Origin of the sequence: Acinetobacter sp. IK40 (genome assembly GCF_035615075.1) — a bacterium.
In the GTDB taxonomy this organism is placed as follows: domain Bacteria; phylum Pseudomonadota; class Gammaproteobacteria; order Pseudomonadales; family Moraxellaceae; genus Acinetobacter; species Acinetobacter courvalinii.
In genome coordinates this window covers 202,725-221,084 of sequence record NZ_JANBOE010000008.1, presented here as the reverse complement: position 1 = coordinate 221,084, position 18,360 = coordinate 202,725, and the positions used below count along the sequence as shown (strand labels likewise).

Genomic DNA, 18,360 nt, shown 5'->3' with positions numbered 1-18,360 from the left:
AGTCTGCATGAAGCTTTCTATTTAGCAGTAAACCAATAGGCTGCTTGTAGTTCTTCATTGCAGAGCATTTGTAGTGAAGAGGCTGACATGAGCTACAATAATTTTTTATATTTACTAAGCGACGCACTTAAAAACAACCATCTTGAACTTGCACTCGCATCCGTACAGACCTTTCGGGCGGTGGATCTTGCCGATGTCTTGACCCAGCTCTCTGTAGAGCAAAGCCAACTGTTGCTTACCCACTTACCTGAGCGTGCCTACGTTTTCTCCTATCTTCCTCCCAATGAACAGGTCAAACTGGCCAAAGCCATGCCTAGACATATACTCGCAGAGATTATTGGAGAGATGTCTTCGGATAAGCGCGCTGATGTCTTCAAGTGTCTGGATCAGGAACAACAGAATGCATTATTGCCTGCCTTAGCGCAGGCTGAAAGAGAAGATATTCGTCAGCTTTCTGCTTATCTGGAAGGAACGGCAGGGGCAATCATGAGTTCTGAATACGCCACGCTCAAGCCTGATATTACGGTCAAGGATGCAATTAAAATGTTGCGTCTGGAAGCACCCGATACTGAAACGATTTATTTTGCCTATGTACTGGATCAGGCACGAAAAATTCTGGGGGTTTTATCCCTGAAACAGTTAATTCTGGCAGATGAAGAACAGAATATTAATGAGTTGATGGAAACCAATGTGCTGACTGCCTATGTCGATACCGATCAGGATGAAGTCGCCAAAACCATTGCCCGTTATGATCTGTTGGCACTCCCGATTCTTGATCACTACGACATGATGGTCGGGATCGTAACCTATGATGATGCGATGGATGTGGCCAGTGAAGAGGCCACCGAAGACTTCTTAAAAGTCGGGGCGGTCGATGCTTCATCCAAACTTAGCATTAAATCTGCACCTATTCTGCAGCTTTACCAGAAACGCGTGTTCTGGCTGGTTTTCTTGGTGTTTGGCAGCTTGTTGTCTGGGATCGGGATTGCGCATTATGAAGATGTAATTGCACAGAATCTGGTGCTGGTCTTTTTCTTGCCATTGCTGGTGGGGAGTGGCGGAAATGCAGGTTCTCAGTCTTCAACATTAATGGTCCGTGCTTTAGCAACGGGTGATGTGCAATTTAAAGATTGGTTTTATTTACTCGGACGTGAAAGTTTAGTTGCGCTGTGCCTGGGTGGCACCATGGCGGTTGCAGTGTCATTACTGGGCTATTTCCGTGGTGACGAAATGGTGGCACTAGTCCTTGCCTTAAGTATGATGGGAATCGTATTGATGGGTTGTCTGATCGGGATGAGTTTGCCATTTATTTTAAATAAGGCCGGGCTTGATCCAGCCAGTGCCTCAGCACCACTGGTCACTTCGATTTGTGATGCCACCGGGGTGATCGTTTATTTATTTATCGCCTCCATGATTTTATTCTAGGCTGTAATCATAATTGTACCGACAAAACCTAAAAACTACTTTATTCTCAAGCATAAACATCGTTTTTAGGTTGAGCGAATGACTGATTACCCAGAACAAAAAAAACTAACTCAGCAGCAAGCGATTGCGGTCGAGCGTGATTTGGCCAAATTTGCCAATACTATGGACAGTCTGGTCCGCATACCCTTTACCAAGCAGGGCGTGGGCGCGGATGCTGCATTAAGCACGATTCCATTTGCCGGAGATATTGCCGGTTTTATCCTGACCTTATATGCCTTTAAAAAAGCCAGAGAAGTCGGTGTACCGCAACATAAGCTCAAAGGTGTGGTGAAACTGGCAATTATGGATATGCTGGTTGGCTTCGTGCCGATTGTCGGCACTGTATTTGACGTATTCATCCGCCCTAGCCGCAAGACGCTGGAGATCGTGCATGAGCATATTCGGGAAGAGTATCAGGTCCACAGCGATATTCATGTGGTGCATCCATTCCTGCATGAGTCACTTGAGCAAAAACAGAAAACTTCTGTCTTCTGGCGTAATCCAGTGGTGAGCTGGATCTGGTTACGCATTCCCGATTTATTGGGCATCGCAGTGGTGATGTTACTGGTGCTGGCAGTGTGGGCAGGTTTCAGTTATCTGTGGCAATTTTATCAATCTTTCCAGACACGCTAGTCTTTAGGCAAAAATAAAGCCTCCATGATGGAGGCTTTATCATGAATCTGATACTGATTATTGAACGTTTAATTGCTGCAATGCCGCAACACGTTGTTCAATGGTTGGGTGGGTCTGGAATAAAGCCGCTAAGCTAAAGCCTTGTTCCTTACCTTCCGCAATTGCAAATGCTTTCATTTCTTTCGGCATTTGATCTGGCATTTCTGACTCTGCCTGTAAACGAAGCAGGGCAGAAATCATGGCCTGTTTACCTGCTAAACGTGCGCCAGCTTCATCTGCGCGATATTCACGTTGACGAGAGAACCACATCACGATGGCAGAGGCCAAGATACCGAAGACGATGTCGAGTACGATGGTAATGGCAAAATAAGCAAGACCGGGTGCTTCACCATCTTCACGACCAAATACGTTACGGTCGATGAAGTCACCTGCAATACGTGCAAAGAACATCACGAAGGCGTTGACCACACCTTGGATCAGCGCAAGAGTCACCATGTCGCCATTGGCAACGTGACCGATTTCGTGCGCCAGTACGGCACGAAGTTCATCTTTGTTCATACGCTCGAGTAGGCCTGTTGAAACAGCTACTAAAGCATCATTTTTATTCCAACCTGTCGCAAATGCATTGGATTGGTAAGAAGGGAAAATACCCACTTCAGGCATGTTAATACCTGCACGTTGGGATAATTGCGCCACTTCTTGTAATAACCAAGCTTCTGCTTGACTACGGGGTGCATTTGGGTCAATTAATTCTGTCCCAGTGGTTTTTTTAGCCATCCACTTTGACATGAACAGGGAAATAATCGAACCCACCATACCAAAGACAAAACAGACGACCAGTAGGTTGCCTAGATTCAAGCCACCCGCGCCATGGTAACTACCGACACCGAAGAGTGACAAGATAATGCCAGCTACAACCAGTACCGCGAGGTTGGTTAGCAAGAACAAACCAATCCGCATCATTGAGAAAACCCTCTTATAAAGAAAAAGTGATCTGATTTATAAATTATAAATCATAACGCTAATATGCAGGGCGAACCCCAAAAATTCAAGAAAAAAATCGGCGCAGATACATTTAGCCAATAAAAATATCAATTGACTATGAAACAGGGACTTAAATGCGATTTTGTCTAAAAAATAGCAGGAAAAATCATGCCATGAGAATACACAGCCTGAATTGTCAGTTACTTAGACGGATTCGGGCGGTTGCGGTGGCATTGGCGGTGGTATAGGTTCCCGATGGCGCATCGGTAAAGGTTCCATCTGCCAGTGTAATGATCTGGCGATTGTAGGATCTAGGGGCGGGAGTGGCTTCAGCAATATTATTGGATGATGAGGAATAATTCGCAGATTGCGCCAGTACCTGAGTATTGCTGCTGTTTGATTCTGTAAACGTGCCTAAGCCTGAAGCATAAAGATTTTGGTAACGGCTGGTAACACGACGGACATAATCCTGGGTTTCACGAAATGGTGGAATACCGCCGTATTTATCGACATTGCGTTCGCCGGCATTATAAGCCGCAATCGCCAGTTGGGTATTACCATTAAAGCGTTTCAGTAACCAGCTCAGATATTTTGCACCGCCAAAGATGTTTTGTTGTGGATCGTAGGCATTACTGACATTAAAACGACGTGCAGTGGCTGGCATCAGTTGCATTAAACCTTGTGCACCGACTGGTGAACGAGCCTTGATATTAAAGCCTGATTCGGTATGCATGACAGCTTTAATCAAGCCCTCTGAAATTCCGTGCTGTTGAGCGGCTTGACGGATCAGCTGGTCAAATGCATTTTTATTCCGGCTATAGCTTGGCAGTACAGAGGCTTCACTGGCGCCCCAGTTACTATAGTTATGAATATTACTGTCAGGATAATAAGTGGCTTTGACCACTTTTAGATGACTGTACTCTGCCTTTTTCTTATTGGTGAGTAGTGTTGTCCCATTATCATCTTTAAATTGATAAATGGTCTGCCCAGCATAACTTGATGCTGTCACATTAAAAAAACCGATTGTTCCCAAGCAAACAGCAAAAAAATAAGTTGTTTTGTTCATCGTTATAATATTCGCGAAAGGATGAGCATAAGTTGCATGTGGCAGTTTAACAAAAAAATGCATAAAAAGAACTTTTGCTACAATTTTTTTATTTTTGACTGTTAGACAAAAATCAAGTCAATTTGTGCGAATGTTCAGCAAAAAAAATTAAAAATTTTTTTTTAAAAACTAAGTCTTGACTTATATAAGTTATTGATTTTGAATTGATAAAATGATTGGTTAAAAAATGATCAATTTAATGGGAAGCCTTATTTTAAGATAAAGGTAGTTTGTCAATAGCTAAGAAATCCACAAATTTATCCACAGCTTTTGTGGACAACTGTGGAAAAGTTTGAAATATAAGCGATCTAGGCTATTCTAAATTTTTTTGATCACAATTTTACCAGTATGAAACTGAAATATGACGATTGAACGAAATTGAAAAATTCTTTAGATGCGCATTTTTTCGGAATGAGATAAAATCGCGCGGTATTTTTGTTTATGAGTAAATCACGTCTATGTACGCGCCAGTGGAGTCCAACCAAGGATTTAATTTCAAGCCAGAGCTTCCGACAAGTTCGGCGTATTATCGCCTGTTGAAAAAACTTCGTCGTCAGGTGGGGCATGCAATTCGTGATTACAACATGATCGAAGAGGGCGACAAGGTCATGGTTTGTGTGTCGGGCGGTAAAGACAGCTATACCATGCTTGATATCCTGTTGCAATTCAAGCGTATTGCGCCAATCAACTTTGATGTGGTTGCCGTCAACCTGGATCAGAAACAACCGGGCTTCCCTGAAGATGTCTTGCCACGTTATATGGAAGAGAACAATATTCCTTATTACATTCTGGAAAAAGATACCTATACCATTACCAAGCGCTTAACGCCTGAGGGCAAGACTTACTGTGCGGTATGCTCACGTTTACGTCGTGGTTCGCTGTATGGCTTTGCGCAGGAGATCGGCGCCACTAAGGTCGCGTTGGGTCACCACCGTGATGACATCATGGCGACCTTCTTTTTGAATTTATTCCATGGTGGAAGTTTGAAAGCGATGCCACCAAAACTTTTGTCTTCGGATAAAAAGAATATCCTGATCCGTCCTTTGGCTTATGTCGAAGAGAAAGACATCATCAAGTACGCGGAATTACGCCAGTTCCCGATCATTCCATGTAATTTGTGTGGTTCACAGGAAAACTTGCAGCGTGCCATTATCAATGACATGTTACGTGAATGGGACAAACAGCACCCGAAACGTTTGCACAGTATTTTTGGTGCATTACAGAACGTTTCTCCTTCGCAACTGGCGGACCGTGAGTTATTCGACTTTGAAGCACTTGATGGTCAACGCGAGTTTGACATGAAAGATCCGGAAGAGATGAAAAACCGTCTGGACGTGGTCAACCTGAGTTTTGCGGCAGAGTAAAGTATAAATTTTTTTGAAAAGGTACTGGTTAAGTACCTTTTTTTTATAAAAAATTTAAAAATTGAATCCTGCGTACAAAAAATCATAGCCCAAAATAAAAATTACATGCTATAACAGGGCACAAGCAAATTGCTTCATGAGATGTCGTCTGGATAGATGGCACAAGAAATTGAACAAATACATTTGAGGAATAATCATGGCTGCATTTTTAACTGATGATTGGTTTGCAACTGTTGAAAAACTTACTGCTGAAGCTGGTGATTTAAACTTGCCACCTGCGCTTGCGAATTTAGCGATTAACTTGGTTGTAACAGATGCAGCTGGTAATACAGAGCTCTCTTTGGATGCAGGTAAAATCCAGAAAGGTTTATCTTCAAATGCGAAAACAACCTTAAACATGGATGCTGAAACTTTACGTAAAGTATTCCTTGAGTTTGACATGGCTGCTGCAATGCAAGCATTCATGACAGGTAAAATCAAGGTGCAAGGTGATATGTCTCAGCTTATGGCTTTACAAACAGCGAAGCCAAGCCAAGAGCAAAAAGATTTATTCAAGAAAGTACTTGAGCAAACGGCTTAAATTTTTTCTCCATAAAAAAGCTTACCTAGTGGTAAGCTTTTTTATTGCCTGAAACTTAGACATCAATACGGCTATTGGTTTTGATGTGTTCTAAGTAGGTACGAATCCGCGTGACATATTGTAGCGCTTGCTTATAACGACCATTACGTGCCTGATTGCGTTGCAAGTGATCGTACAGGTTGACCCATTGATTTGGGTCCTTACCTTGGGCACGAATACGCTTCTGGATCTGGCTGACAGCGCCAGGGCCCATGTTATAGGCCACCAATGCATACCAGTTGCGGTCCGGATAAGGTACATTCGAAAACTGGTCCAGCATCAGATCAAAATACTTAGCACCGCCCTGAATACTCTGGACTGGATCAGAACGATTACTGACACCCATGGCTTGAGCTGTGCTATTGGTCAGCATCATTAAACCACGCACACCAGTGGGAGAGACTGAGGTCGGTTTAAGATAAGACTCCTGATAGCCAATTGCAGCCAGCAAGTGCCAATCTAAATTGTATTTAGAAGCACTTTGTTTAAAGCTGGCCTTATAAATCGGCAAGCGTTGTTTCAGATCTTTCTGAATGGTTGACCAAGACTCTGGCTTCACCACATTCCGGTTATAAAATGAAGCGAGCTGTTGGGTGGTTCCCATCTGTTTGCTCTGGCAGACATAACCACTTGCGGTTAAGGTCAGCGGATCATCTGCCTGTTTAAATACCCAGTTTAACTGAGGGTTTAAACCATTTTTACTGAGGCTGGCCTGATCGCCACAACTGGCTGAAAAAGAAACCAGTTGTTTGTTCTCAATTGCAGCGAGGTTGGCTGTGGTCATGGCAAGATTGGCTTTGCCCTGAGCCACCCATTTCAATGCCGTGGCATTGTCAGGAACCGTTTTAAAATCAAGTTTTACATTAAGACTTTGCGCATAATTACGCGCGAGATCATAGCCGAAACCATGTAAAAATTGACCATCATTAAATACTGTAGTTGGACTTTCAACTGCAACGACAGTAAGAACATTGGTGGTTACAACAGAGTTGTATTGATGCGATTTTTCTGCATTCAAGCTGTTAAAAGGTAAAACCGCAATAGTTAAAGCTAATGCTTGGAACGGGAGTGTGGAAGATAAAGAGTTAAGGCTAGGCCTAGACCCAGAACTTGAATTACTGTGCATGTTGTCTCCGCTACAGATAATTTATGCCCTAAAAGTTCAGCAATACACTGCCTTAACTTTTAAAAGTTGATAAATTCAATAAGGGGTGGGCAAGTCATGAACGTCATTCAAAATGACATCGATTAAAGGGAAAAAATGACGCAAATGTTTCACAACATTAATAATGCGTACAAAAAATAGACAAAATCAAACTTAGGCGCGCATATTAAGCGCCAAAAACCAGATTGTCAAATTTTAGCGTAAGAAAAAATGAGAATTGCATCACAAACACATGATTTAGAAAAAGAATAAAATTTATACACTTTAGTCGTGGCGAAATAAGGCATACAATGCAAAAACTTGTAAATAGAATGTTGTAGTAACGTATTTTAAGCCTATGAAATCGAATTTAATCACCCGTACCGGACATGATTTATTGGTTGCCGAACTCAAGAAACTTTGGCATGACGAACGTCCGGAAATTACTAAAAAAGTGAATTGGGCTGCAAGCTTAGGTGATCGCTCAGAGAATGCCGATTACCAGTACAATAAACAGCTACTCCGGAAAATAGACCGCCGTGTCCGTTATTTAGGCAAACGTCTGGAAGAATTAAAAATTGTAGATTATGTGCCTGAGCAGGAAGGCAAGGTCTACTTTGGGGCTTGGGTGGAAATTGAAAATGATGCCGGCGAACAAAAAAAATTAAGAATTGTCGGGGTGGATGAAATTTATGATCATCATCCTCAGCATATTTCGATCGAGTCACCGATGGCGCGCGCATTGCTCAGTAAACAGGTCGATGATGAGGTGGAAGTGCACACACCTTTGGGTAAAAAAGTGTGGTATATCAACTCAATTCGCTATGAAAAGCCTGAAAATTCGTAAAAATACCGCTTGTTGATTTTATTTTGAGCATTTGATGCAGGTTTTTAAATAAAAGATTTGCCAAGTTGGACTTTTATTTATATGATAGCCGCCATTGGAAGCGTGGCAGAGCGGTTTAATGCACCGGTCTTGAAAACCGACGAGGGTGTGAGTCCTCCGTGAGTTCGAATCTCACCGCTTCCGCCAAATTCAAGTTTCTGACACTGTTTAACACGATATAAGTTTATGATTTATAAGGTTAAAGTTGGAGATTTACAATATAACAAGCCGTGACGCACTACGCCAATCGGTAGTTATAAAGTAGTAAAAAATGCAGTAAGATTATTTCTTACTGCATTTTTTTATGTCTGAATTATGGCAACTCGTGGAATAAACAAGCTTAGTGCTTTACAGGTTAAAAAAGCTAAACCTGATCCTGATAAGATGTATAAACTGTCAGATGGTGGAAACCTTTATCTGCGTATAGACCAGAGTGGTAGCAAGTATTGGATCTTCAATTACACACGTCCGTTCCTAGGCAAGCGTAACGATTTATCTTTAGGTACTTACCCAGAAGTTTCGTTAGACGACGCTCGTACTATTCGTGATGAATATAAGAAACTCATCAAGCAGGGTATTGATCCAGCAATGGAGCGGATTGAAACCAAGTCTCAGAAACAGAAAGAAGCAGAAAACACCTTTCGTATCGTCGCTGAAGCATGGCTGTATAAACGTGAGCTAGAGCAAAAACAAGATGAAGAGACGATCCGTCGTTTAAAGCATGATGTCTATCCATACGTTGGTGATTTAACCTTTCCACAGCTTACCTTAGAAATTCTTGAGATTAAGGTCTTTAAGCGCATTATTGAGCGTGGAGCTTTGTCTGTTGCCAAGCGCCTTAAATCAGACCTCAACCAAATCTTTAAATCTGCGCGTAAAAAAAAGCTCATCCAATATAATCCGATTGAAGATATTGAATTACCAAAACCACAGAGTGGAAATTTTGCAGCTGTGACAGAAGAGCAAGACCTAGCCCCAATGCTGAATAAAATTTGGAATTACTCTAAGCTTTATACACGTTGTTTGCTGACCACACAGGTAGCATTAAAAATCTCGGTCCTGACTTTTCAGCGACCTGGGGAGATTCGCAAGCTGAAAAAGGATTATTTCTATCGTGAGGAACGCTGCTTTAAATTTACAGCCAGTAAAACCAAGCAACTTCATATTGTGCCTCTGTCAGATCAAGCTTTTAACTTGATTGAGTCAATTATTGATCTGCATCCATACAGCGAATACATTTTCGTAGGGCGGGATGGTAAAACCTTTATTTCTGACAATACCATTAACTCCGCTTTAAAACGCTTGGGCTATGGTGGTGAACAGACAGCACATGGCTTTAGGGCAACTGCACGTACCATGCTGGATGAAATTCTGGAGCAGCGTGTGGACTTTATTGAGCACCAGTTAGCCCATAAAGTAAAAGACAATAATGGTACAGCCTACAACCGAACTAAGTTTCTGAATAATCGTAGGGAGATGATGCAGGAATGGGCTAACTATTTGGAATCATTGCTTGAATATAGTGAACTGAAGTGAGAAGAATGCTGATCTTGTAATTAAATTGCTAGGAAAAAATATTAAAGACAAGTCTAAGAGAAGCCAATTTTTTTCAAATTGGCTCTGTTTATTTTAAAGAAATGAGGTGTTTATGCATAAGTAATTAATTTTATATAATGACCATTGTCTTAAATAGCAGTTGTAATGAGTGCTGAGTGAGTAATTTTTTAAGCTATCTCTTCACAAGAGGATAAAAGACATTTTGCATATGCATATGCTCTAACTTTTACCCATGTTTCATTTATCATGAAACACTAAATTAATAGAAAAATAACGTGTAGGATGATTAGAACATAGTATTCAGATGGTAATAAGCTTAGAGAGTTTATATCAACATATTTATCTTTGAATTTAACAAAGATTATTGAAAGACTTATTAGTAAGGAGGCTAAGATAATTACTATAGCTGTGGTTTTAAAAGCTAATAGATTTCTGCTAAATCCACAATTCATATTTTCTTTAAGAATTAAAGGATATTTTTTACTATCTCTTGTTTTTTCTTTTAGGTAGTTAATTGCTGAAATATAGTATTGATCAGCATTAGCAGGATTAGACCTTTCAGCTCTTTCAGTAACATTTTTAAAATTTGATACTAGGGAAACTAGCTTTTCTCTATATCTTTGTTTTGTAAATTTATCAAGCTCATTGTTTGAATGGCGTAAAATAAGAGTTGTAGGGGCACCACCCCATTTAGTAAATAATGTCTGTTGAATTAAATTTCCTTTTGATGACATTTGGTTGGAAAAAAATTAACTACTCCACAAGTCAATAAGATTGTTAACAGAGAGCCTAATAGTGTTCTAAGTGGTTCAAACAGTATATATGCCGTTAATATAATTGGTAACACAATAAAGAGTGCAGGTCTTACTCGTGCAGAAAGTGAGTATTGATCAAAATAGTCGGATAGTTTCACTATATTTTCTCATTCTATAAAGTATATGTAGTTTCGGTAGGATGCAGGTTTTTTAGTATTAGGCGTTTAGATACTCCTATACAGGAATTCTAAAGACTTACTCTCGCACTCCCAAGGTTATCAGTAAAATTTATAGCTAACTTCAGGGATGGAGAAATTCAAAAAAGTCCAACAACGCATAACTTACTAACTAAAAGAAATCATTAAATTTTAATTGAAATATAAAAAATAGCTACCACTTACTATACAAGAATGGTTTTGGGGTTTTAAGTTGATTACAAGTTATGAGATAGAGTTTTTGCCTGTTGGAAATGGGGAAAAAAGTGGAGATTGCATACTTTTTCATTACGTTGAAGATAATGTAGAAAAAATCATTGCCTATGATGGTGGAACTCAAACATCTGGCAAAGCTATGGTTGAACATATTAAAAAATACTATGGTATGGATAAGATTGACTATCTTATCAATTCACATCCTGACGGTGATCATGTTTCTGGATTAACATATGTGCTGGAAAATATGAAAGTTGGTGAAGTTTGGATCCATCAACCGTGGAAATATAGTGCAGAGATTCTAGATCTATTTCATGATGGACGTATGACTGCAAATAGTCTTAGTGAACGTATGAAAACTAAATTGAGACTTGCACATCGTGTGTATGAACTAGCTATACAGCAATCTATTCCAGTGTATGAACCTTATGCAGGCGCACAAATTGGACCATTTACAGTTCTGTCTCCTGATGAAGATTGGTACAAAAATACATTAGTACCAGACTTTTCAAAAACTCCACCAAAAGCAAAAATGGTTTTTGAAAATATTATGGATGGCTTAGAAAATCTTGTTGAAACAGTTGCGAAGCTACTAGAGGAATCATGGACTGATGAGAATCTTCCTAATAACGTTCAAACTTCAGCAGAAAATAATAGTAGTGTAGTGCTATATGCAAATTTATTAGGACGCGGATTCGTACTTACTGGTGATAGTGGTGTCGAAGCTATTGATAGAGCTTGTATTTTTGCTGAACAAAACAATTTAAGACTGAAAGAGGATTTAAAGTTTGTTCAAGTACCACATCACGGTAGTCGGAGAAATGTATCTACTACTGTACTAAACCGTTTATTAGGTGAGCCGATCAATTTTGATGCGCATAATCTTATTTTAAATAAGACGGCATTTGTATCAGCATCCCAATCCTCTAAAAAGCATCCAAGAGATCGTGTTGTGAATGCTTTTATGCGTAGAGGGTTTAAAGTTATTGCAACTAAAGGAAGTACAAAACGACATTATAATGGAATGCCTGAACGAGCTGGCTGGGGTTCAGTAACCCCATTAGAGTTTTCCTATGAAGTAGATGATACTGATAATTAAGTTTTCTAAAATTAACTACAACAAAGCTTATGCAAAATCTCATGATTTAATTCGCGATAAAAAAACAGCCTGTCTATGACAGGCAGTTTTTTATACTGCTTAATTATTTTTCTGCTCAAGCCACTCATGGATCTGGCTTTCAGTCCAAGTCGGCATACTTGAGGTCAGGTATGTCGGTGCGGGAAAGTCTCCTCGACGTACCATCTTCCAAAAAGTAGATTCTGCAATATTTAACAAACCTTTGCTGGCAGACTTATTTGAGAGTCTTCTTCTGCGGCCACCACGATCCACATAGTCCTTTGCGGGACGTTCAGGATAGTTGACCAAATCTCTAACACGATAACGATGCTCTAGCATGGTATATGATTCCAGTAATAAATTGACATTTAAGTTATGAATCTAATTGGCTAGATCCTTTCTAACTTGCTATGCCACAATCATATCGATCCATGTCCATGATTTTAATAATTCTAGTTAAGTAAAGATTTACTATACTATAGTGATATAAAACGTATCTGATAAATAACAGAATAATTGAGGTGGAAGTTTTATGGCTTATGTAGATCAAAATGAATTATTTGTATTTGTTTTTGAGGTATGCCAAGGGTTTCTTAACTACTGTACGAAAGCTACATATGAGCATGATATCGAAGCACCCGATAGGGATGATTTGGGGCTAGCTTATTTGCAAGAGATTCAGAGGAATTTTAAGGAAGAGGAGTTACAACAAATTGTTGAACTCATGGAGCAGCCTATTATTGTTAAAAGATATAATAAAACGTATTCAAGTCATGACTTTTTAGAAGTTTTAAGTCTCATCTTTGAGCTGATAGAACAATTTGATGAGCTCTCAGATAAAGAGATAAAAAAAGCGTATAAAGAAATAATTATTCAGTATGCTGAGATGGATGTAGATATTCTTTTTAGCAAGAAAATTCATACTAGAATAAGAGGAGTGCGTGGAGCAAATAAACGGTATCAAAAGAACCTATATAAAAAGCATCAAGTGATTTTTGACTTTATGCTGAATAAAGCTCAAGCCCAAGGCAAATGGGATAATCTGAATACAGCTGTAGACAGTGTCTTACCAGAATTAGACCTTGTACTTAAGCAATTTGATAAAAAGTGGATAGAAACCCAATTAGAAGAAAAAATGAAAACTCTAGAAGAGCTTCAGCAAGAGTTCAAACAATTTAAAGTAAATCCGCCAAGCTACAAACTAGGTTCAGGCTTAATCATAACTGCAACTCGAGAGCAGACCTATATCAATAAAATTAGACAACTTAGAGTTACATGCCGAGAGCTTCAAAACGCCTTGCAGATTGATGACCCATCAATTTTGCTGAAGAAGCAGCTTCCATTTAATACAGCTTATCAGCCTGAAGTGATCAAAAATTTATTACGTAAACAACCTGACTTTCTCACTCAAATATTAGACATGCCAAAGTAATCTTGGCCTAAATACATTAGAAAACTGCAAACGGAAGTGAGGAGTTTAATAGCAGGGGGCTGCACATTTTTGTACAGATTTTTTTGATTAGGACTAGATAGGGCTCTGTTATTTTAGTTAAAACTCGTGTGATTCTATTTGAAAATAACTGTGATTAATAGGAAGTTGTAATGTAGTATTAAATTAAATTAGCCTTTGCTATGAAAGCATTTGAATAGGATTTATATGGATTTTCAAGAAAAAATTTCTAATGATGATTTTTTTAAGTTGATGAAACATCGAATCTTCTCATGCTATTCAAAACGTACTACCTCGACTTTGCGGGAAGGTATAATTTTCAAAGAAACCATAGATGCTTTAAAGCTGTTAGAGAACTTTGCTTTTGAGATTAAAGATAGTGTGTGGGAGAAAGATTCATTAGTTTTAAAATGTGTATACCCAGAGATTAAAAAGCAATTTAATGATCTACGTTTGAAAGCATATTTATTCCCACACCCCGAAATGTTCAATCATTTATTTTTTCAAAGTGTGTATGGGGCATATAGACTTTTTGATCAAATACTAGAGAGCGAAATTCGAAAAGACAATTCTCTTAATTCTTCCGCCCAGATGCAAAAAAAGATTGAATTGGTATATTTAAAGAGAGCATTTGTTGTAGATAAACCTAGGGGTGTCGACACTACGACTTTTGGAATTATGCTAGAACAGAATAAATTTCTTGAAGATTTATTGTGGGTGATTTCTCAAATTCAGAATCGAATTGATCGAGGTATCCATAGGCAGTTAGCACAAGAGGAAAATGTATTTAATAATTTCAATCAGCAGACGAGAGTTTTTGATGACTTATTACGAAAACATAAGTCTGTTTATGTGTTGGTGTTAGATATTTACTTTGAGAGCTTCTTCAAGTCATTATCAGAGCCGACTTCGGTATCAGGGGAGTTGAAAATACATCAGATTGAACAGATTCGTATGATTCTGGCCCAGCTTGCTCCCCTCCATGGGATCATTAAGATCGAGACCCATTTCAAAGAAGGGCTGAATTTACATTGTGTTTTAATGTTTGAACCTACTAAAGGTTTTTCAGAAAAAAATACAATAGAGATGTTAAGGCGGTATCTCCAACAGGTTATAGGAAATTTAAATCATATTGATATTCGAAATTGGAATACAGTAATCAAAAAAAATTATTCTAAAACTGCTGTAGGTCTTATCGGGGCCTCACAACCCAAGAATGTTGCAGCATTCAAATACTGGATCTTAAGCTTTTTCTATACGCTTGATTTACATATTGAGCCCTATTTGCCAAGGCAATTAAAAAATCATTTGGCTATTAACGCAAATTTAGACTTCTACATCAATGCGGTTGTGGCGCAGAGTGAGAATCAGAGTCGCAAGCATGACATTACCGTGGAGAATGCCTTAAAGGATTTAGAAAAAGCGAATAAAGCTTTGCAGAAAATAGTTCAGCCCTTTTTCTCAGAGAAAGATGAAAAAAATGTTTGGAACACTAAGAGCTTATCTAACGTAAGTAAAGGCTATATAGAAGCAGTAATGCACTACTATCGAGAGATTGAATCTGATGAGCAAAAGCTTCAATCTATGATGCATATTGAGATTTTTATTGAAACATTGATAACTGCCCAATTTAAGGCATTTGATCTAAATGATTCTTTAGATCAAGATCAACTGACAGTGCAGCTTTTACGTCGGGCAATAACTCGTCTTGGTCAGAGATTTCTTTTACTAGGAAAAATTCAGGTAGAAAATGAATACTTTATTAAAACAATACATTATTCAAAGCTGTACGAATCTGAGGCTTTTCAAATAAGTAAGCAAATTTTCACGCAAATCGTAAATGGGCATAATCCTAAAGAGATAGTTGTTTACACACAATCTTATGTATCTGCCTTGCGTAATACTTTTACACAAGATTATGTCTGTTATGACAGAAAGACAATTAAAGAAATGAGAACGGATGCGTACTGGAAATATAAAAAGCGAATAAATGCAGCGAATGTCTTGTTCAAAGAATTGATGAAACAAGATTGTTTAATTTATAGAATGACTGTTGAATTGATTCCAGAAGTTGGACATATTCCTCAAGCTGAGTTAGCTGTTTTGTGGACTGCTTTTTTACATCAAGCACAACGGGCAGAGCCCCTATCATGGAAGACAGGCTACTTTGGATTATGGAGTAAAAATAATGAAGGACATTTTTATGCTGATGTCTTTTTTGTGCTGGATCATCGAGCATTTGCTGATAAAAATTCGATACCTCGATTGTTAAATAAAAAGTGGTGTAACTTTGTAAAGGATAAAGCTCAGTCAAAGCTAAATTGGGATGAAAATCCTAAGTTTAAAATTTGTAAAGTAGAAGGCAAACCAATGATGCAGGCCAATAAGGAGTATTTTTTGGAGCACTTGCTTATTGAGTCAACCAATAAAGAAAGGAAGATAGATTTCTTAAAAAAAGTTATTCCAACTTTCTTAAGCCATAGTGTTTTTATAGAAAATACTATGGCAGCTGAAGAACATAGACAAGCAGAAACAGACTCAAAACTTTTGATAAAAAGTAGTATCGCTGCGACGAAGAAAAAGAGGGCTACATCCAACAAAAAACTGGAAAAAATTTCCAGCTCATCTTAAGTGAGCCATAAGAATGCAGATGAACCATAACGTAACTTAAGCTTGTAAGATTTATTATAGACTTCTGTGATATGTGGGAATGCATATAGTTTAAGTGCTCGTGTACTACGGTCTTTTACTTTATGGAATTTACTGGGTTATTAATATAATGAATATATCTCTTTAATATCTTAAGTAATATTGCTTTATTCATAATCAATTCATTACATATCATAAGTACATTCTGTAAAACTTCAATAACTTCCTAGTTGTATGTAGTTCAAAACAAACTAGGAAGCATCAATGAATACATCTACTCCTACTCTTAATGAATCTAAAGTATTAATGGATATAGATAACTTCATTACCTCTATGTCGTATAAGAGATACACTGAGCAAGGTTTTAAAGATGGTTTAATACAACTCACTACTCAATTTAAGGCAATCTATCAATCCCACTTACGATATGCCCAAAGTATTGAGACTTTTCATTCTTTGACGAAAGCTATTGATAAAATGTTGAATGGTGAAGATATCTCTGCTGTAAAGCATCTTAATCCTATGCAAATGTCTCGTTTATTAGAGTTGCTACATTACGGGAAGTTAAATTTTGCACTTGAGATGATAGGGTTAAAAGCCCAAGAGCAACGTAATCAGCGTAGTCTTCGCGAGTATCTACAACAACTAACTCAACATTACTCCAAACTATTATTTATTCGTATAGATTTGAGTGTTGAGCTTAAACATCAGCATACTGTAGATATTGAGCAATTTAATGCCTATCTACGCACTTTTATAAATAGAGTGCAAAACCAAGATACTTGTTTTAAAGGTCTACAAGGTTATGCATGGGCTTTAGAACAAGGCGCAACTAAGGGTTATCACTGTCATGTCTTACTGATCTATGATGGACATAAACACCAAAAAGATTTTGGTATGGCAATACAGGTTGGACAGTGCTGGAGTGAGATAACAGCGAACAAAGGTTATTACTTTATCTCTAACTCCCCTGAGTACAAGGAGCAATTTCAAAAAAAGGGTAAATTGGGAATTGGTATGATCCATAGGAATAAGCCTGAGCAAATTCAGAACGCCATCAATGCAGCTATGTATTTGGTAAATCCAGAAAAAGATAACCAACATCTTCGAGCTAGAACTCCAAGGATGCGTAGCTTTGGCAAAGGGCAGTACGAGCTTAATAAGCGTAGAGGGACTATTTAAGCTGAGTAAAAGCGTTCAACAGGAAAGATGGTAAGAAAGTAGGATGTGTAATGTATTACTGCAATACGCATCCTATGTAATAATAATTAATCTAATCAATACAGCTATCTTTGGGAGTTAGGAAGCTTTAAGCCGAATATACATATGATAAATTTGAGATGAGTCATTCGGTTTACGTTTATCTATTTCCAGATAATTTAAATTTTCTACTAATGCACTTAGTTTCTCATAGCCGTAACTACGAGGGTCAAAGGAAGGATCACTTTTAATCATATATCCGCCTACTCCAGATAGAGCAGCCCAGTCTGAATCTTTCGATGAAGCATTAATGGCAACTTTTAGTGCATCTTTTAACTTTTTATCTTTAGATAAGGTAACTTTTTTAGGTACTTTGGGCTGTTTCTGATCCTCTGTTTCAGTTGATGCTACTTCTTCAACTTTAGGTGTAAGATTTTCAACAAAAATAAATTGATCACATGCAACTATGAAGGCATTCGGAGTCTTTTTTTCTCCAAACCCATATACAACTAATCCATTTTCTCGAATTCTTGTTGCTAATCTTGTAAAGTCACTATCTGAAGAGATCAAGCAGAACCCATCTAAATGACTTTGATGCAGTAGGTCCATTGCATCAATGATTAGAGCAGAGTCGGTTGCATTTTTCCCTGATGTATAGCTGAATTGTTGGACTGGTTGAATTGCATGTTTATGTAATTCTTCTTTCCATGATTTTAAGTTTGGTTTAGTCCAATCACCATAGATTCTTTTGATGTGGGCTGTGCCAAAACGAGCGATTTCTTTTAGTAAGTTTTCACAAACAGAAGCTTGAGCATTGTCAGCATCGATCAAGACTGCAAGTTTTAAATTATTTGTTTCAGACATTGATTGATTTTCTATCAAGAAATTAATCAAATCTATAATGAAATAATAATAAATACAACAACTTGTTGTTTCTATTGTTTCAAATATATTTTTGTACTATGTTAATTTTATAAAATTAACATAGTCTGGATTAGAGTT

Annotated in this window: 16 protein-coding genes and 1 tRNA gene; 11 read left to right on the top strand and 6 right to left on the bottom strand. The window is 38.2% G+C overall.

What is annotated here, in order from left to right; translation table 11 throughout:
• Positions 1–87 precede the first annotated feature (87 nt).
• Both mgtE and MSG93_RS15180 read left to right on the top strand, forming a co-directional pair.
• On the top strand, positions 88–1,425 hold the full coding sequence (mgtE, locus tag MSG93_RS15185; protein ID WP_324622384.1) for a magnesium transporter: 1,338 nt from the start codon (positions 88–90) through the stop codon (positions 1,423–1,425).
• Positions 1,426–1,503: 78 nt separating this feature from the next.
• Positions 1,504–2,097 (top strand): DUF4112 domain-containing protein, encoded by a 594-nt coding sequence (locus tag MSG93_RS15180; RefSeq protein WP_324622383.1) that lies wholly within the window; start codon positions 1,504–1,506, stop codon positions 2,095–2,097.
• A gap of 57 nt (positions 2,098–2,154) precedes the next feature.
• On the opposite strand, the gene htpX is transcribed toward MSG93_RS15180, so the two are convergent.
• Positions 2,155–3,060, bottom strand: coding sequence for a protease HtpX (htpX, locus tag MSG93_RS15175; RefSeq protein WP_005231873.1), 906 nt, complete (start codon positions 3,058–3,060; stop codon positions 2,155–2,157).
• 217 nt (positions 3,061–3,277) lie between these two features.
• A complete protein-coding gene (locus MSG93_RS15170) occupies positions 3,278–4,147 on the bottom strand; it encodes a lytic transglycosylase domain-containing protein (RefSeq protein ID WP_324622381.1) in 870 nt (289 codons plus the stop codon).
• A 497-nt stretch (positions 4,148–4,644) separates the two neighbouring features.
• Here MSG93_RS15170 and ttcA point away from each other — a divergent pair, with 497 nt between their 5' ends.
• Both ttcA and MSG93_RS15160 read left to right on the top strand, forming a co-directional pair.
• Positions 4,645–5,550, top strand: coding sequence for a tRNA 2-thiocytidine(32) synthetase TtcA (ttcA, locus tag MSG93_RS15165; protein ID WP_004774851.1), 906 nt, complete (start codon positions 4,645–4,647; stop codon positions 5,548–5,550).
• 196 nt (positions 5,551–5,746) lie between these two features.
• Positions 5,747–6,130: an SCP2 sterol-binding domain-containing protein gene (locus MSG93_RS15160; protein ID WP_005231862.1), complete on the top strand. Its 384-nt coding sequence runs from the start codon at positions 5,747–5,749 to the stop codon at positions 6,128–6,130.
• Positions 6,131–6,185: 55 nt separating this feature from the next.
• On the opposite strand, the gene MSG93_RS15155 is transcribed toward MSG93_RS15160, so the two are convergent.
• Positions 6,186–7,295: a transglycosylase SLT domain-containing protein gene (locus MSG93_RS15155; protein WP_324622380.1), complete on the bottom strand. Its 1,110-nt coding sequence runs from the start codon at positions 7,293–7,295 to the stop codon at positions 6,186–6,188.
• A gap of 376 nt (positions 7,296–7,671) precedes the next feature.
• Between MSG93_RS15155 and greB the strand changes: the two genes are divergently transcribed.
• The 3 genes from greB to MSG93_RS15140 all read left to right on the top strand — a co-directional run bounded on the left by greB (position 7,672) and on the right by MSG93_RS15140 (position 9,735).
• A complete protein-coding gene (gene greB, locus MSG93_RS15150; protein ID WP_005231858.1) occupies positions 7,672–8,160 on the top strand; it encodes a transcription elongation factor GreB in 489 nt (162 codons plus the stop codon).
• 96 nt (positions 8,161–8,256) lie between these two features.
• A tRNA-Ser gene (locus tag MSG93_RS15145) sits at positions 8,257–8,346 on the top strand.
• A 168-nt stretch (positions 8,347–8,514) separates the two neighbouring features.
• The gene (locus MSG93_RS15140) at positions 8,515–9,735 is read left to right on the top strand and encodes a tyrosine-type recombinase/integrase (protein ID WP_016541152.1); all 1,221 of its coding nucleotides are present in this window, start codon (positions 8,515–8,517) and stop codon (positions 9,733–9,735) included.
• A 275-nt stretch (positions 9,736–10,010) separates the two neighbouring features.
• Here MSG93_RS15140 and MSG93_RS15135 read toward each other — a convergent pair whose 3' ends face one another.
• A complete protein-coding gene (locus tag MSG93_RS15135; RefSeq protein WP_016660198.1) occupies positions 10,011–10,490 on the bottom strand; it encodes a hypothetical protein in 480 nt (159 codons plus the stop codon).
• A 450-nt stretch (positions 10,491–10,940) separates the two neighbouring features.
• On the opposite strand from MSG93_RS15135, the gene MSG93_RS15130 reads away from it, so the two are divergent.
• Positions 10,941–12,041, top strand: coding sequence for a ComEC/Rec2 family competence protein (locus MSG93_RS15130; protein ID WP_032860717.1), 1,101 nt, complete (start codon positions 10,941–10,943; stop codon positions 12,039–12,041).
• Between the two features lie 99 nt (positions 12,042–12,140).
• Here the strand turns inward: MSG93_RS15130 and MSG93_RS15125 are convergent, their stop codons facing one another.
• Positions 12,141–12,398, bottom strand: coding sequence for a helix-turn-helix transcriptional regulator (locus MSG93_RS15125; RefSeq protein WP_016541154.1), 258 nt, complete (start codon positions 12,396–12,398; stop codon positions 12,141–12,143).
• 193 nt (positions 12,399–12,591) lie between these two features.
• Here MSG93_RS15125 and MSG93_RS15120 point away from each other — a divergent pair, with 193 nt between their 5' ends.
• From MSG93_RS15120 to MSG93_RS15110, 3 genes are all read left to right on the top strand, one after another.
• Complete coding sequence (locus MSG93_RS15120) at positions 12,592–13,491, top strand: hypothetical protein (RefSeq protein ID WP_016541155.1); 900 nt, start codon at positions 12,592–12,594, stop codon at positions 13,489–13,491.
• A 225-nt stretch (positions 13,492–13,716) separates the two neighbouring features.
• Entirely contained in the window at positions 13,717–16,140 is a 2,424-nt protein-coding gene (locus MSG93_RS15115; RefSeq protein ID WP_324622379.1) for a hypothetical protein, read from the top strand.
• A 282-nt stretch (positions 16,141–16,422) separates the two neighbouring features.
• Complete coding sequence (locus MSG93_RS15110; protein WP_016541157.1) at positions 16,423–17,340, top strand: YagK/YfjJ domain-containing protein; 918 nt, start codon at positions 16,423–16,425, stop codon at positions 17,338–17,340.
• Between the two features lie 117 nt (positions 17,341–17,457).
• On the opposite strand, the gene MSG93_RS15105 is transcribed toward MSG93_RS15110, so the two are convergent.
• Positions 17,458–18,222: an NYN domain-containing protein gene (locus MSG93_RS15105; RefSeq protein ID WP_016541158.1), complete on the bottom strand. Its 765-nt coding sequence runs from the start codon at positions 18,220–18,222 to the stop codon at positions 17,458–17,460.
• Positions 18,223–18,360 lie beyond the last annotated feature (138 nt).